Below are 16,363 nucleotides of genomic sequence, written 5' to 3'. Positions count from 1 at the left end.
TTCTTGCTAGGGCAATTTAGGGGGATTCTTGCTAGGGCAATTTAGGGGGATTCTTGCTAGGGGGATTTAGGGGGATTCTTGCTAGGGCAATTTAGGGGGATTCTTGCTAGGGCAATTTAGGGGAAATTAACTAAAAAGAGGGTGGGTTGATGTCAGTTATCTCTGAGAAACATACATTTAGGAGTAACCCGCCCCTACTGAATTAAAACCGAATCCCGCAGCATTTGGGCATCTGGATTTTGCCCTCGCAATACACTATTGCCATTAAATTGTGCAGTGTGATCAACCGCTTTAGGTGTTAGCCAGTCGCTTTCATTAAATTGACCACTTTGACTGTAAGCTTTGAGTGCATTTTCATAACAAACGGTTCGCACATCCGCTTCAGAAATGCCTTCTTTTAACATCAGTTGAGCGGTTTTCGGAACTGCTAACGGATCGCTTAATCCCCAGTCAGCGCTACTATCAACAATGATGCGATTAGTACCGTACTTTTTAACAATTTCCACCATCCGAGCATTACCCATTTTCGTCATCGGATAAATCGTAAAAGCCGCCCAAAATCCTCGCTCTAGAACTTCTTCAACGGTTTCTTCATTGTTATGATCAATAATCACCTGAGCCGGATCAAGACCATGTTCAATACAGCGATCCATACTGCGACTTGTACCTGCTTTTTTATTACGATGCGGCGTATGAACGAGTACCAACATATCAAGTTCTTTGGCTAACGCAAGCTGATCTTGAAAATATTTATCTTCTGTTTCCGTCATGTCATCGTAGCCAATTTCACCAATAGCAACAACACCTTCTTTACAGGCAAATATCGGCAACAAATCCATTACGGCTTCAGCAACGGTGGGGTTATTCGCCTCTTTAGAGTTCAAGCCAATCGTACAATAATGAGCAATACCAAACTGAGACGCTCTAAACCGTTCCCAACCCACAAGGCTGCTAAAATAATCTTTAAAACTGCCCGGATTAGTGCGAGGTTGACCCAACCAAAAAGCAGGTTCAATAACAGCAACAATCCCATATTCTCGCATCACGAGATAGTCATAGGTTGTTCGGGCTGTCATGTGGATATGCGGATCGATAAACATGAGATCTGTAGAATTCATGGTGATATAAATGTAGGTAAAAAACTTTTCAGTTATTAGTTTTGTAGGGGCGGGTTCTACAACTAATTTATGTGTCTGAAAAACAATCTATATAAACCCGCCCTCATTTGAGTTGTTGGTGCAAAATTCCCCATTTATGTAAAAAATCCCCCCTGACTCACAACTGTTTTCAACTCAGGGCGAGACGCTAACAATGACTGTATTTTTTCAGAATTAGAAATAGCACAGGCGATCGCCCCTGCTTGTTGTTGCATCGGATCGGGGTGATCCAATACTTTTGTTAAATCTTCCGCCATGCTGTCAGTTGTAAAAGCCCCCATCGCCCGCCAAAGTTCAGGGGTAACAGTGCGATTTGCTGCCCAACGTTCATGGGCGTAGTCTATCAACATTTGTGACAAATTGGGGTTAGTTCGACGATCCAAACCGATAATATTGTGGAGAGGACAGTCGATGAAAATGGCTTTTAAAACCATTTGATTCCAAGCAGCTTCGGAAAGATAATTTGCCGGATAAGGGTTATGAAGTGCCACTGCTTTAAACACAACAGACATATTTGTGCGTATGCCTTCGGCTGCACGATCTTGGTATTTTTCCGGCGAAGGAAGTAGCGGTAACGCTTGATAAAGAGCAACTAATTCATCAATATCAGCCGCAGAAAAAAGTTGATCGAGAATGTTGTCATAGTCTTCAGGATTACCTTGAATTAATGACAAAATTAATAGCGTTCGAGCCAGCGCGTCAACTCGCCAGTATTGAGGTTGCCAACCGGGGCAAATTTCTGTTGCCGTTTTCAAATCTTCATCGCTAAATATCCAATTAGCTTTACCCAAACGACGGGGAACCAAGCTAAATGCAATGAAAAATGCTCTTTGTGTTGTTCCTCCATTTAACAACTCAGACTGCTGTTTCTTCAGCCAAGCAAGCTGTTCCTCTCGTAGGGGCGGGTTCTCCCCAAATGTATGTTTGTCAGAAATAACCTGTGTAAACCCGCCCTCTTGCTGGTTCTCCCCAAATGTATGTTTGTCAGAAATAACCTGTGTAAACTCGCCCTCTTGCTGGTTCTCCCCAAATGTATGTTTCTCAGAAATAACCTGTGTAAACCCGCCCCGAGAAAGCCAATTAAAGATTACATTTACAGTGCGATCAATGTGAGTTGATTTATTAATAGATGCAATAACCATGTTGCTATTTGATTAAACTGTTCAACTTTTTAGTCACCCGTGAGCGTAGGGACGAATTCCTTACAGTTATCAGTCATTGGGGGGCGGGTTTATAAAAGTTTTGCATGGGAAAACTAGATCTGTTGCTGAACCCGCCCCTACATCACTGTTCACTGGTCACTGTTTACTGATCACTGTAAAAAATCCGCCCCTACAAGGCAAGATTAACGAGTCAATTGACGTTTTTTGAGAAGTGCCGCAATAAAACCGCCAACAACTAACCCGAATACCGAAGTCGGTTCAGGTACTTTCGCCGCATCATCGTGATAATTAATGCTAAGAACTTGAACACGACCTTGGAAGAAATCTCCCACATAGAGTTTGTCATCACTAAGTCCCGTGCCACCCGTCCAGTTAAATGCACCCGGTCGCAGGTCAAGCGGATCTCCAAAAGGCCCAGTAGAACCGTCTGGGGGAGGCGGAGGAATAATATCACCGTCTGCTGTACGCGCAGGTTCGCCATACACAGTTAATAAATTGCCTTCTTTATCAAAAACTTGCACGCGGCTATTGATAGAGTCAGCAACATAAATATTTTCCTGCTCATCTATCTCTAAACCAATCGGCTGCAAGAACTGACCCGGTTCTACCCCTTCTGAACCAAAAGTCCGAATCGAATTCCCTTCAGAATCTAAAACCTGAATACGGTTGTTAAACTGGTCAGCGACATAAATATTACCGCTAACAGGTGAAATGCGAATCCCCGCAGGGCCTTGAAACTGTCCCGGTTCAGTTCCCGCAGTGCCGATAGTGTCAATAAGTTCGCCTGCTTCGTTAATCTTCAGGATGCGGTCGTTGCTGAAGTCGCCAATATAGACGTTGTTATCCGCGTCGAAGGTAATCCCAGACGGGCCAAAGAAAGCGCGACCAGGAATTAATCCCCCAAACTCACCATCTGCAAGGGTTTGGATATAGTTACCGTCAGGATCATAAACATTGACACGCAGGTTAAACACATCACCCACATAGAGATTACCCGTTTTCGGGCTAAACTCCAATGCTCCGGGTTCATCAAACTCGCCTGGGCCGGTACCGCCACTCCCGACAGCACCAATATATTCACCCGTCGGACTAAAAATTGAAACTTCGTTACCAATGTCAAAGTTAGTCGTACCGTCAGGGTTTCGTCCGCGACCATTCCCGATGAAAATATTTCCCGTACTATCTTGAACAGTCACACCTTGAGGCACAAATAATTCGCCCTGGCCGAAACCCGGAGAACCAATTTGACTCTCATATTTAAGAGTAATCGCTTGGGCTTCCGAGGCGATCGCACCCAAACAGATCAACGATCCCGCCAGTAGGGGCGCAAGGCTTGCGCCCGATACCAAAACGTTTGCACCCGATACCAAAACGTTTGCACCCGATACCAAAACGTTTGCGCCCGATACCAAAACGTTTGCACCCGATACCAAAACGTTTGCACCCATTGATAATTTTTTAACGATCATAAGAATACTTCCCCAGTCATTGTAATGGTTATTCAATCTGTCTTGGTGACAATTAAGCTGCCGTCTGCTTTCGTTTAAAAACGAAATAACCCGTTCCCAAAAGACCCCAAATTAAAACAACCGGGGCTGTATTGGGTTCAGGGATATCAACAGCGTCACCTTCTGGATCAATTTGAAAAATCGTTGAGTCAGGGCCATTGCCTCGACCCGCAACATAAACCAAGCCGTCTGTTCCGACGGTTAAGTTCACTAACAACTCAACCCCGTCAACCTCGTTCCCGTCTAAAATCGTCCTAACTGCACCATCCGTATCGATCTCAACAACTTTGCCGCGATCGCCTCCTAATACCAAAGATTCAGTTGCCAAAACAGTCGCGTAAGCCTTACCATTAGGCGCAAACGCAACATCAGTAAGCTGAATCAGACCCGATGCAAACGTTGTTTGTTGACCATTGGTATCAATTTGAGTAATTTCTGATTTCCCCTGGGGAAACGGAAACCCGCCAAACTCAGCAACATAAAGATTGCCATCACCCCCAACGGCAACCCCAGTGGGAACGTATTGCAAAGCAAAGCTGGGTTCTTCCGTCTCCGGCGCTTGAGTGGGATCATTCGGTGCGGCAGGGGGCGGCCCTAACCCTTCTGGAAACACCAGACTCTCGAAAGAAACAATTTCCGGTTCAAAAATCGCCTCAAGACTTAACTGGTTTTCTCTGAGACTATAGGCAAACAAATTATTCCCGCCCGAGTCTGTGATGTAAATAGTCTCGCCATTGATAGCGAGGCTGTTAGGGTTGCTGTCAATATCACCAACCGTCGGGTTATTTTGCAGTTCATAGGCTGCCAAGTCTGCTAACTGCGTCAGTTCACCCGTTGCAAAATTAGCTTGGTAGAGACTGCCAAACTCCGACGTTCCTAAAACATCACTCTCCGAGTAAGGATTACCTGCTAAGGCATTAAGCGTTTGATCGCGCCTTGCCGGATCGCCCACCGATCCATAAACAATATAAGGCGTACCGAAAGCATCAAAGGCGATATCTTGCGGCCCAACTGCGTTGCTACCCTCTGCCAACGCCAGAGAACTCAAACCCGTCAACACAGGTGTAACAGTACCGTCTTGAGACACTTTACTAATGGCGCCCGTATTGCCTAAATACAGGTCAAAACCCGGCATATTTGGCGAGGGGATAGAATTAGGTGAAGTCGAGCCTCCCCCAATTCCGGCTTCAGCAACGTAGAGTTCACCATCGGGGCCGAAAGCCAGTCCACGAGCATTATTCAAGCCAGAAGCAAAGGTGGTGAATGTTGCCGCTTGAGCGGTATTGGCAATGGAAAAGAAGAAACAGGTGAGTGCTAAGGAGCGAACCGAGTGCAAGATGTTCATTTCTAGAGTTAGGCGTCGAGACTGTAGCGAGTAGAGGTTTGTCGTCGGATGCGATCGCCATAAACAATCACACCCCAACTGTCTTGAATTAACTCACCCTGTCTCGCTTACCTTTTAAACCAAAAAGGGACGCACCCCCCAATAACAACAGACCTAAGATGCTACCGGGTTCTGGTACTGCCTGGGCGTCGTTGAGCCTGATGATTGAACCATCCGTACCGATCGCATTATTGGCAACGTAAATACCACCGTCGGGGCCGACTTGAATACCTGTTGCCGAGAAGATCCCTTCAGAAGCAATTGTTGTGCGAATGCCCTCGGGGGTGACTTTGATGACGGAACCGGGTAAATTCTTTAAGCTGCCTTCAACGCTATTTTTCCACTGCGCTTCATCAGCAAATTGCAACACTAACAGGTTGCCCTCTTCATCAAAGTCGATGTCGGTAATTTGGGTGAAACCGTCTAAAAAGACTTCGGGTTCACCTGTCTCAGGATTGATGCGGAAAATTCGGGCTTCCCCTTCTGGATAGGGATAGCCTGTCAATTCAGCATAATAAACTGCACCGTCTGGCCCGGTGGTAATTCCTGTCGGTACGGATTGCAACTCTAATGGGCCAGCAGGAGGCTCAAAGGAGGGCATTTCAGGTTCTTCGCCAGAATTTTGAGGCGGTTCAAAAGGAGAAGCGGGAGGAAATTCTACGTTTGCCACCAATTGAGTTGGGGCGGCAAAAGCATTCCGCAGGACACCATCCAAACCGATATTGTAGATAACGTTAGCCCCTGCATCCACAACAAAAGCTGAATCATCTTTAATGGTGAGGGCAAAAGGATTACTAATGAAGTCGCCACCGTCAAGATTGTTCAACTGTTCATAGAGGGCAAAGTCAAACAATTCTGTGACTTCTTCTGTTGCTAAATCTACCTTAAACAGTTTGCCCAAGTCAGGGACATTTAATAATTCGTCAGGACTTGCAGTAGGGGGCGCAATGAAGTTCTGTTCGGGGGGTAGTTCAGTCCCTTGAGCGAGTTCAAACAGATCGATATCTCGGTTGCCTGGGTATCCAGCGTAGCCAACGACTAAGTAAGCATTACCGTTAGAATCAAAGGCAAGCTCTTGGGGGCCTGCACCTTGCTCTAGAGTCGGCTGAAGTGCCAGTGAGTCAAAGCCGTTGAATATTCTTGTCTGAGTGCCAGTCAGAAAATCAACTTTAGTGAGTGATCCAGTGTTACCCGCACAAATATTGGCAAAAGCTGCACTCGGAGAGGGCTGACAGTTTCCGTCACCGCCTGTACCTGTTTCCCCAACATATAGACTACCATCGGGGCCAAAAGTAATCCCGCTCGGATTATTGAGTCCGCTTGCTATTGTTGTAAAACTTGCTGCCTCAGCAGGCATCGCCACAGCGAATACGGCAGTAACCGTTAGAAATGAATAACCAACTTGCTTAAGTTTCATTGTTCCCGTGAAAAAATAAATAGTCGTAGCTTACAAATCAATAGAAGAAAACAGAAAAGACTGTTAATAGTTAGTGAGCAACTGAAAGCTTACCAGCCCTTAGAGCTTGGCGTAAAAAGATAGAAAAGTATGAATCAATAAGAATGAAAACTTTGGAGCCATACTTAGCTGGCAGAGTGACAAAAGTTACTCTCCACCATAAATATCTCAGACTATTTATTGCAATACAGTCTGTCTCAGTTAAAGCTCAAAACCAGTCCAAACTACCTATCAGACTTGGTTTTCTTCTAGGACACCCAGATGACTCATTGATAAACTAACACAGTAAAATAGATGAAAAGATGTCTTTTTTTTCGTAAAGGTTTGACTTTTTTTACGAAATTTCACGGAGGGTCTGTAAAAAATTGTTACCCGTATAACTGCCTATCTTTTTAAGGAATTTTCTAAAAAATAATCAAAGGTATCGTTAAAAATATAGTTGCAAAATTTTTAAAAGTATGCTCTAACACAGCCGAGTTTTTCTATATCTTATTGCCTATTTCTTTTGGTCTATATCTTATTGCCTATTTCTTTTGGCATATTTAAATACTACAGCAGGAAATAGTAATCGGGGTAGGGCGGGTGTCACAAGCGAAAAACCCGGTTTCTCAAAGAAACCGGGTTTTTTAGTCTAAAATTCAAAACTTGATCAATTAATGGCTAAAATTCTAGTCTACCTAACACCCAAACTATTAGGGATAGTTGCGCTTTTATCAGCGATATTCTCTAAACTTTAGCGAGTGCTTTTTTGGGCTGATAACTCATCCCTTGGGCAAATGTTTCGAGATTACCTGCTTTCGCTTCTAAGAACCGTTTAATGTTCATACTTTCAGCACCAAAGTCTTGAATTTGTAGCTTACCATGACGCAGAGGTTTATCAACCGGCCAAAACGTGATCCGATGTTGAATAAAACCTTCAGCATCAGGATCAGCAAACGCATAGGAACAGGGAATAATAATGCAAGGGCTGCGTTGAATAAAATTGTGATCAGGGTAATAGAAATCCTGCTCAATCAGATAATATTTGCTGAGAGTATGCGCTCGCAACTCAACCTTTACCTTTTGATTGTACTCATCTAAAAACTCACCCTCTTTCGAGCTAATTTCACCCGCAGGTCTTAGTAAATGCGCCCATTCATCCATTGTTCGCAGATCGCTGAGATATTCATATCCCATATCTATCGGCGCATCAACAAAGATAGTATCCGTCACAATTTTATAACGACCGTGAGCCGCTTCAGTTCTTCCAGCTTGGCGCTCTAAAATAGCCTTGAGCGAACGACATTCAGAAGTATGCACAGTTTCAATTCCTTGCATAATCATCGGCACTCGTCGCTTCGGATCAACAAAACTCAACCAGTGAAAATAAACCCCTGACTCATCAGTTCCAGGTTCAATATATTCAGGGGGAAATAGCATCACCGGATAAACCTGAAAATACTCTTGGTATTTAATCCCACAATGCCATTCAATCCCCTTAAAGAAACCATTGTCAATTCGTTTGACATGATAATACAAATTATGTTGATAACCCGAAGCCGTTCCCAGCCAAGTATCTTCATCAACTTGCTCGATCATCCGACTAAACAGCGTCCAGTCATCTAAATTTTTCAGACTGCAAAGATAGTCAAAAGCCGTATCAGTATCAGTCGCAATATAAGCAGACGTAGCAAAGGTATTCTCTTCCATGATGTCCTCTAGTATGAATTCAGTTTGATCTGCGGGCTATGCACTCACCAACATTTGAGCCTGTTGCGCCTTAATAATGCGTTCTTCAGCAAGCTGTTTAGAAGCTTCGTGAGTCGTCATTCCGGTTGTGTTGGCTTTGTTGAAAAGTTCGATCAACGTATCGTAAATACTATGAACATGGCTAATCGCTTTCTTCTCGTTATAGCCAATCAACTCATGGTAAACATTAATCAACCCACCCGAATTTATAACATAATCAGGGCAGTACAAAATATCTTGAGCCGTGAGCATTTCGCCATGCAGTTGCTCATCTTCAAGCTGATTATTAGCCGAACCTGCAATAATACCCGCTTTAATCATCGGAATAGTCTGACTGTTGAGGATCGCTCCCATCGCACAAGGGGCAAAAATATCAACATCAAGTCCATAAATTTCTTCCGGTTCAACCGCAGTCGCCCCATATAACCGTTCCAGTTTAGAGACTTTTGCTTGATTAATATCACTCACAAACAGCTTGGCATCATTTTTGTAGAGCCATTCACAAAGATGCTGTCCGACATTTCCTAAACCTTGAACAGCAACCTTTAACCCTTTCAGGCTATCAGAACCAAAACGATATTTCGCCGCAGCTTTCATCCCCAATAAAACCCCAATAGCCGTAACCGGAGCAGGCCCGCCCGACTTTTCTTGAGTTCCGACAACATACTTAGTTTCACGGTTAATTTGTCGAACATCTTGTGGCGTGAGGTTAATATCTTGACCCGTGATAAATCGACCGTTTAGGCGCTCAATAAATCGACCATAAGCCTGTAACAATTCACAGGTTTTCTGCTCCGGTTTGGCGATAATCACCGCTTTACCACCACCCATCGGAATATTAGCACAAGCAGCTTTATAAGTCATACCTCGGCTGAGACGCAAAGCATCAGTTAAAGCAGCAGCCTCACTTTCATAGGGCCATAAACGAGTGGCACCCATAGCAGCACCCAGTCGGCTATCGTGAATGGCAATAATTGCCTTGAGTCCTGATGCTTGGTCATGGCAGAACAAAACCTGTTCATGGCCTGCTGCGGAGGTTGTTTTAAATAATTCCATAGTCGTCTATCTCTCTTGAGTAAAGGGAAAAGTCAAAAGGCAAAAGGCAATAGGCAATAGGCAATAGGCAATAGGCAGACTAGAAAAGATTTTCAGCTTTTACTAATGTCAAACACCCAAATGCTTCGCGCCATAACTGTTAACAGTGTTTAAACCATCGGAAAAGAGACTTGCTCTTTAGATGAACCATTTTTTGAGGGGTGGTCATCTAACGAATAGTCTTTGAACTCGGGTTTTTCCTCTATTTTTGTTGCGGAACGATTGGCTAAACTCTTAGTCCGTCCCTTAGAAGGAGCGTGACGAGTGCCATCAATTTTAACATCAATAACAAACGGCCCAGGAGCAGCCATCGCTTTTGTTAGGGCATCTTCAAGCTGTGACTCACAATCAACCTGAATACTTTCTGCTCCCATCCCTTGAGCTATCATCGTAAAATCAGTTTGAGGCATCAGCGCATCGGCTTGGAGTCCTAACATCGCCATGCCTTGATAGCACATATTGTAACGAGCATCGTTCAAGACAATCCAAACCGCAGGAATTTGGTATTTAACGGCAGTGCTGACTTCGCTGTTCATTAACATCGAACCATCACCAACGATAGCAACAGCTTTATTCCCTTTAGCGACAGCAGGACCCAAAACACCTGTCGTTGCATGACCCATTGAACCCACACCTGTACTCACCCGATAACGATTGGGTTGAGAAAAGCGTAACAGGTGAGTAGACCAAGTAAATGAATTACCCGACTCAGCCAATACAACAGCATCGCTCCCTTCAACGATGATTTTTTGGATAGCCTCCATTAAAATCTCAGGACGCACAAGGGTACTGGTAGCCTCTGCAATGGGTTCCCGTTGTGGGTTGGGCAAGTTTGCAGTCTGTTTAGGATAGTTCGACAGATGGGGTAATAGCTGACGTAGGAAAGTCCCGATATCAGCTTGAACAGGAATTGTCGGCGCCGTTGGATAGCTAGCCCCAATAACGCTCGGATCAATATCAACTTGAATAAATCCTTGACTCGGCACCAAGTCGGCACTCCAAAATGAGGTCGGTTCACCCATGCGAGTCCCGAGTACCAACGTTCGTAGCGGTTTAACGGCTTTGAAATAGTTCAGCACCGAACCATGACCGCCTAACCCAGTGATACCGACAAACTGAGGATGATCTTCAGGAAAGAGTCCTTTCGCTCGGGGAGAACACATGACGGCGGCACCTGTGATCTCGGCAAGCTGCATGATTTCTTTTGTTGCTAAACGAGCGCCATAACCAACCCAAATGGCAAAGGGGCCTTCGGAAAGTAACTCTACACAGTGGGAGATCAGAGAATCTGTTGCTGCGATCGCACTTTCTACGACAGTCGCTTTTGGGAGCGACATCGGCATCGGTAACGTTTGTACCCCTGTGGGAGTGCTGATATGAGCGGTAAAGCCTCCGGGCTGAGATAACCCCTGTATCAGTCGTCTGCCAATTTGAGGCAGTTGCTCGGGGCAGTCAATGACAGTAGCGTAGTTGTACAACGCTCCCGAGTTAAATAAGCCGTCTTGGGGCAGGGTGCGAGCGCTGGTTTCTTGAATTGACCACCGTCCTCGCTGGGATGGAGACGTACAGGCTGACAGATGAATCACTTTACCGCCTTCGCCTCGTGCTGCAAACAGTCCAGTCAAGGTATTGGTAATGCCAGGGCCAGCAGTTGAAAAGACAACAACGGGGCTGTTGGTGGCGAGGGAGGCTTCGAGAGCGGCAAAGGCGGCACCCGACTCGTGACGACAGTGAACCACTTGGATTTGACGACTGTTCGATAAAGTATGCCACAGGGTTGCCATTGCACCACCGGAAACACCGAAAGCCCATTCCACACCCAAGTCTTCTAATAACTTGACGAGCGCTTGACAGACTGATGTCTCTTTTTTGACTGCTGACTGGCTCTGATGTGAACTCTCAACAGACTCTTCTACTAACTGTTTGTTAGCTATTTTAATCGGTTTCTCCTGAGTAATTACAGGAGAATACTTAGTAGATTGATTGCTCATTTTTTAGGACTATTCTCGCTTTATCTGGTCTTAGCCTTCTAGTTCTTATAGCTGGCTGGTTATCACAAACATCATAAAGACAGACTTGAGAACAGTGCTATGCACATTATTTCGGATGAGATATCAATTCTTTAGGTTTTTCTAAGTTTTACTCAACCTCTAGATCCGCTCAAACTTAGATATAAGTAGATGTAGGGATAAGGCGCGATTGCAAACTTGAGAGCATAGATTGAGCCTTTTAATTTCTTTTTAACCTTAGACAGTCAGCACCTTGCTTGTGTTTATTCCTCTATCTTAGGTTATAAGTTGATTGATGAGTCTAGCTCTATCCTTATACATAAAATATAGTAGAAATTCTGATTTATGAGAAAATCTAAATAAATGTAACGACCTCCCGAAAAAATATCATTAACTTTATCGATCAAGTTCTTTAAGCTCAGAAACAGTAATCAGTGTTTTCACGGACACCTACAGCTAAAATTATTTATGGAGATTTTGAAATAATGACCTACAAACCCCAACAATATCTAACAGATGGTGGTATCGAGATATTTCGACAGGTCGAACTGTTGTCGATGGAAACCGCGCTCAATCAAGTCTTGTCTAAGTTAGATACTGCGCGGGGTGGATTGTTAACCAGCAGCTATGAATATCCAGGACGCTACAGACGATGGGCGATTGGATTTGTCAATCCCCCCCTTGAAATCGCCACACGCGACCATGATTTTACAATTACAGCCCTCAACCAACGAGGAGAAGTCTTACTCGAACAGATTTCTAATGCAATCCTCACCTGTGCGGATTTGCAAAATATTAATCACAGTCGCCAGACCATTACAGGAACAGTTGTAAAAGCCAATCGGCTGTTTTCAGAAGAAGAAAGAAGCCAACAGCCCTCTGCATTCTCAGTCATTAGAGCGATGATAAATGCGTTGAAAAGTGACGAAGATGAACATTTAGGACTGTATGGAGCGCTAGGCTATGATTTAGTCTTTCAGTTTGAGCCGATCGCTCAAAAGATCAAGCGTCCAAGCGATCAACGAGACTTAGTGCTGTATTTGCCCGATGAACTGATTGTCGTAGACTACTACCTCCAGCAAGCCTTTCAACTTCAGTACGACTTTCAAACAGCCAACGGTTCAACATTCGGACTCCCTAGAACAGGCGATGTGATCGATTATCGCGGAAAACGTCAACCCGTTACCCAAGTCGCCGATCATGGCCCTGGCGAATATGCAGAGTTAGTGAAAACGGCTTTTGATTATTTCCGCCGAGGGGATTTATTTGAAGTGGTGCCATCTCAAAGCTTTTTTGAAAGTTGTGAAACCGCACCCAGCGAGTTATTCCGAACCCTACAAGCGATTAACCCCAGTCCTTACGGCTTTATATTCAACCTGGGTGGGGAGTATTTGATCGGGGCTTCCCCTGAAATGTTTGTGCGAGTTGATGGACTCCGGGTGGAAACCTGTCCGATTAGTGGCACAATAGAACGAGGCGATGATGCGATCGCAGACGCTTCTCAAATTCGGCATTTACTCAACTCCCTCAAAGATGAAACCGAGTTGACCATGTGTACAGATGTCGATCGCAATGACAAGTCCCGAGTTTGTAAGCCCGGATCGGTGCAGGTTATTGGTCGGCGTCAGGTGGAGATGTACAGCCATTTAATTCATACCGTTGACCATGTTGAAGGCGTTTTAGAAGACCAATACGATGCTTTAGATGCCTTTTTAACCCATACCTGGGCAGTAACCGTCACAGGCGCTCCTAAACGAGCCGCGATCGCCTTTATTGAACAGCATGAACGCAGCGCCCGTCGTTGGTATGGTGGAGCAGTGGGTTATTTTAACTTTAATGGCAACCTCAACACAGGCTTAGTTTTGAGAACGATTCGCCTGAAAGATTCTGTCGCAGAAGTTCGCGTCGGAGCAACGGTACTGCATAGTTCAATTCCCGAAGCAGAAGCCAAAGAAACGCTCACCAAGGCGGCTGCAATGCTACAAGCCCTCAAACAAACCAAACACGACTACTTAAGTCAAAGCGAGTCAATATCCCCCGCTCAAACAACCGCAAATAGCCCCAAAGTGTTGATTGTGGACTATGAAGACTCTTTTGTTCATACCTTAGCCAACTATATTCGCTACTGCGGCGCAACAGTCGTAACACGACGTCACGGCTTTCCCCTAGAAGTTCTCGATGCTTTGCAACCTGATCTAGTTGTGCTTTCACCTGGGCCTGGGCGTCCGGCTGATTTCGGAGTCAGCAACATGGTAAAAGCTTGTGTTAATCGTCATATTCCTTTGTTTGGGGTGTGTTTAGGGTTGCAGGGTATTGTCGAAGCGTTTGGCGGAACTTTGGGCGTTTTAGACTGTCCGCAACATGGCATTTCTTCACAAATTACAGTCGTAGACTCTGACTGTGTGTTGTTTAAAGGACTGCCTTCAACCTTTGAGGCGGGACGGTATCACTCGCTTTATGCCGTAACAACAGCTATGCCTGCTGAACTCAAAGTTACTGCATTTTCTGCTGATCAAGTAATCATGGCTATCCAACATCGGGAACTGCCAATAACAGCAGTTCAATTTCATCCAGAATCACTGATGACAATGGCGGGGAGTGCAGGTTTGAAGATGATTCAAAACGTCATTGATGCTTACAGTTCACAGCATAGTGTTGTCAATTCTACACAAGCCGAAAACTCGCTTTTAAGCTTAGTTTAAAACAGTTCAGTTGCAGCATTTATTCAGATGAAAATTCGCCGTCGCTTAACAGAACCCGGTACAGGTTATGAGATTGCGCCCCGACAATCAACTCCCGACAATATTCTCGAAAAGATTATTTGGCAAAAAGAACAAGAAGTCTTGCGGATGTTGCAGGTGATGTCAGACGAAGAACAGTCTACTTCCATAGTAGATTCTCCCAATCAAAAAGACTTTGTTCAGGCGCTTAGGTCAGGATATCCCGCCCTGATTGCTGAAGTCAAAAAAGCAAGTCCCAGTAAAGGGATTATTTGCCCAAATTTTGATCCGGTGAAAATCGCACAAGCCTACGAACGAGGCGGCGCCGCTTGTTTATCTGTTCTCACCGATGAAACCTTTTTTCAAGGCAGTTTTGAGAACTTGCGATCGCTTCGAGACAGTGTATCCCTTCCCCTGCTGTGCAAAGAATTTATCATTGATGCCTGCCAGGTGATTACAGCACGGGCGGCGGGTGCGAATGCGGTGCTTTTGATTGCGGCAGTTCTGACTGATGCTGACTTAAGCAAGTTATCAATATTAGCTTACCGCTTAGGGATGGATTCTTTGGTAGAAGTTCATACTCTAGCAGAATTAGACCGGGTGTTAGCACTGCCGGAAACAGGCAAAAGCATAAAGCTAGTTGGCATTAATAACCGCAATTTAGAAGATTTTACTGTTGATTTAGCCACCACTGAACAGTTATTAGAAGCGCGAGGTGAAGCACTACAAGCGAAAAATATTGTAGTTGTCAGCGAGTCCGGCTTCAAGACAGCATCAGACCTAATTCGTGTTAATCAAGCAGGTGCAAATGCCGTGTTAGTTGGTGAATCTTTAGTGACTCATGCTGATATTGCAGGGGCTGTGCAGGCTCTATTAAAACCGGATAAGGAAGCGTCGATAACGGATGTAGGGGCTGGTTCGGAATTGATGGATCGTTTCTCAAAAACAATATACATAAACCCGCCCATTAAATTACCTGTAAAACCCCTAGATATAGGCTTATAACAGTTAAGTTAATCCGTAGAATACTTTTCTTATCCGTTTCATTTATTCCTCAATTAGAACTACAAAGATGAAGACAAAGACTCAAAGCATTTCTGAGTGTTTCCAAACGCTAAAAAGCCGCAGTGAATGTGCGTTAATTCCGTTTATTACCGCAGGCGATCCTGACCTAGAAACAACAGCAAAAGCTTTACAAATTCTTGATCGTAGCGGCGCTGATCTGATTGAGTTGGGAATTCCTTACTCAGACCCGTTAGCCGATGGCCCCGTCATTCAAGCGGCAGCAACTCGCGCCCTCGCAAAAGGGGTGACATTTGACCAAGTTTTAGGAGTTGTTTCTGATGTCACTCCGACGCTGAAAGCCCCGTTGATTTTATTTTCCTATTACAACCCCATCCTCTATCGGGGAATTCGTTACTGTTTAACTCAGTTTGCCAATGCTGGAGTGAAAGGGCTGGTTGTGCCTGATTTGCCCCTAGAAGAAGCTCAAACGCTGTTAGATGTCGCCTCCGAGGTGGGGATTGAAGTCATCCTTCTAGTCGCGCCTACAAGCCGCTCAGAGCGCATACAAGCGATCGCCCAGAAGTCGCAAGGATTCATTTATCTGGTGAGTGTGACTGGAGTAACCGGAATGCGATCGCAGGTTCAGTCACGGGTTGAAACGTTAATCAGCGAACTAAAAGCCAGTACCGATAAACCTATTGGCGTTGGTTTTGGCATTTCCGAACCCAAACAGGCCCAACAAATTGCCCAATGGGGTGCTGATGCTGTCATTGTCGGCAGTGCGTTTGTCCGGCGTTTAGCTGAAAACTCACCCGAACAAGCACTTAAAGACATTGAACAGTTAGCCCATGACCTAAAAAATGCGATCGCGTAGGGGCGGGTTCTACAAAAATGTCTGTTTCCTAGAAATAGCTTACATAAACCCGCCCTCCCCATCAAGGGTTCTACAAAAATGTCTGTTTCCTAGAATTTGTTAAGGTGACGGGCGGGTTTATACAGGTTGTTGCTAACAATTGTAGATTTTCTCAGAACCCGCCCCTACAGAAAACTGCTTCCTAGAAAAAGGATTTTTTGACAATGGTTAGCGATGAATTTTGTTAAGGTGACGGGCGGGTTTATACAGGTTGTTGCTAACAAT

The 16,363-nt window shown here is 44.8% G+C and carries 11 protein-coding genes; 3 read left to right on the top strand and 8 right to left on the bottom strand.

The features are described from left to right. Positions 1-194: 194 nt before the first annotated feature. The 8 genes from WN50_RS24890 to scyA all read right to left on the bottom strand — a co-directional run bounded on the left by WN50_RS24890 (position 195) and on the right by scyA (position 11,482). Complete coding sequence (locus tag WN50_RS24890) at positions 195-1,118, bottom strand: TatD family hydrolase (protein ID WP_235441121.1); 924 nt, start codon at positions 1,116-1,118, stop codon at positions 195-197. Between the two features lie 134 nt (positions 1,119-1,252). Continuing rightward, positions 1,253-2,299: an EboA family metabolite traffic protein gene (locus WN50_RS24885; protein WP_235441120.1), complete on the bottom strand. Its 1,047-nt coding sequence runs from the start codon at positions 2,297-2,299 to the stop codon at positions 1,253-1,255. A 203-nt stretch (positions 2,300-2,502) separates the two neighbouring features. Further along, positions 2,503-3,789: a scytonemin biosynthesis PEP-CTERM protein ScyF gene (gene scyF, locus WN50_RS24880; protein ID WP_235441119.1), complete on the bottom strand. Its 1,287-nt coding sequence runs from the start codon at positions 3,787-3,789 to the stop codon at positions 2,503-2,505. Positions 3,790-3,841: 52 nt separating this feature from the next. Then, a complete protein-coding gene (locus WN50_RS24875; protein ID WP_046277562.1) occupies positions 3,842-5,173 on the bottom strand; it encodes a ScyD/ScyE family protein in 1,332 nt (443 codons plus the stop codon). Positions 5,174-5,261: 88 nt separating this feature from the next. Next, positions 5,262-6,629 carry a ScyD/ScyE family protein gene (locus tag WN50_RS24870; protein ID WP_046277561.1) on the bottom strand — a complete coding sequence of 456 codons (1,368 nt, stop codon included), beginning with the start codon at positions 6,627-6,629 and terminating at the stop codon, positions 5,262-5,264. Positions 6,630-7,394: 765 nt separating this feature from the next. After that, entirely contained in the window at positions 7,395-8,357 is a 963-nt protein-coding gene (gene scyC, locus WN50_RS24865; protein ID WP_046277560.1) for a scytonemin biosynthesis cyclase/decarboxylase ScyC, read from the bottom strand. 36 nt (positions 8,358-8,393) lie between these two features. Beyond that, positions 8,394-9,452 carry a tryptophan dehydrogenase ScyB gene (scyB, locus tag WN50_RS24860; RefSeq protein WP_046277559.1) on the bottom strand — a complete coding sequence of 353 codons (1,059 nt, stop codon included), beginning with the start codon at positions 9,450-9,452 and terminating at the stop codon, positions 8,394-8,396. Positions 9,453-9,601: 149 nt separating this feature from the next. Further along, positions 9,602-11,482 (bottom strand): scytonemin biosynthesis protein ScyA, encoded by a 1,881-nt coding sequence (gene scyA / locus WN50_RS24855; protein WP_046277558.1) that lies wholly within the window; start codon positions 11,480-11,482, stop codon positions 9,602-9,604. 503 nt (positions 11,483-11,985) lie between these two features. Here scyA and WN50_RS24850 point away from each other — a divergent pair. The 3 genes from WN50_RS24850 to trpA all read left to right on the top strand — a co-directional run bounded on the left by WN50_RS24850 (position 11,986) and on the right by trpA (position 16,099). After that, entirely contained in the window at positions 11,986-14,202 is a 2,217-nt protein-coding gene (locus tag WN50_RS24850) for an anthranilate synthase (protein WP_046277564.1), read from the top strand. 27 nt (positions 14,203-14,229) lie between these two features. Continuing rightward, a complete protein-coding gene (trpC, locus tag WN50_RS24845; protein WP_082172552.1) occupies positions 14,230-15,225 on the top strand; it encodes an indole-3-glycerol phosphate synthase TrpC in 996 nt (331 codons plus the stop codon). A gap of 67 nt (positions 15,226-15,292) precedes the next feature. Continuing rightward, positions 15,293-16,099, top strand: a complete 807-nt coding sequence (gene trpA, locus WN50_RS24840) for a tryptophan synthase subunit alpha (RefSeq protein ID WP_046277557.1) — start codon at positions 15,293-15,295, stop codon at positions 16,097-16,099. Positions 16,100-16,363: the final 264 nt, after the last annotated feature.

Source organism: Limnoraphis robusta CS-951, from assembly GCF_000972705.2.
This window is presented reverse-complemented; position numbering and strand designations above follow the sequence as displayed.

Bases quoted from the DNA above. Each gene is read 5' to 3' on its own strand.
- WN50_RS24850 (WP_046277564.1), top strand. From the start codon at position 11,986: ATGACCTACAAACCCCAACAATATCTAACAGATGGTGGTATCGAGATA.
- WN50_RS24885 (WP_235441120.1), bottom strand. From the start codon at position 2,299: ATGGTTATTGCATCTATTAATAAATCAACTCACATTGATCGCACTGTA.
- scyC (WP_046277560.1), bottom strand. From the start codon at position 8,357: ATGGAAGAGAATACCTTTGCTACGTCTGCTTATATTGCGACTGATACT.
- scyA (WP_046277558.1), bottom strand. From the start codon at position 11,482: ATGAGCAATCAATCTACTAAGTATTCTCCTGTAATTACTCAGGAGAAA.
- WN50_RS24870 (WP_046277561.1), bottom strand. From the start codon at position 6,629: ATGAAACTTAAGCAAGTTGGTTATTCATTTCTAACGGTTACTGCCGTA.
- scyF (WP_235441119.1), bottom strand. From the start codon at position 3,789: ATGATCGTTAAAAAATTATCAATGGGTGCAAACGTTTTGGTATCGGGT.
- WN50_RS24890 (WP_235441121.1), bottom strand. From the start codon at position 1,118: ATGAATTCTACAGATCTCATGTTTATCGATCCGCATATCCACATGACA.
- trpC (WP_082172552.1), top strand. From the start codon at position 14,230: ATGAAAATTCGCCGTCGCTTAACAGAACCCGGTACAGGTTATGAGATT.
- scyB (WP_046277559.1), bottom strand. From the start codon at position 9,452: ATGGAATTATTTAAAACAACCTCCGCAGCAGGCCATGAACAGGTTTTG.
- trpA (WP_046277557.1), top strand. From the start codon at position 15,293: ATGAAGACAAAGACTCAAAGCATTTCTGAGTGTTTCCAAACGCTAAAA.
- WN50_RS24875 (WP_046277562.1), bottom strand. From the start codon at position 5,173: ATGAACATCTTGCACTCGGTTCGCTCCTTAGCACTCACCTGTTTCTTC.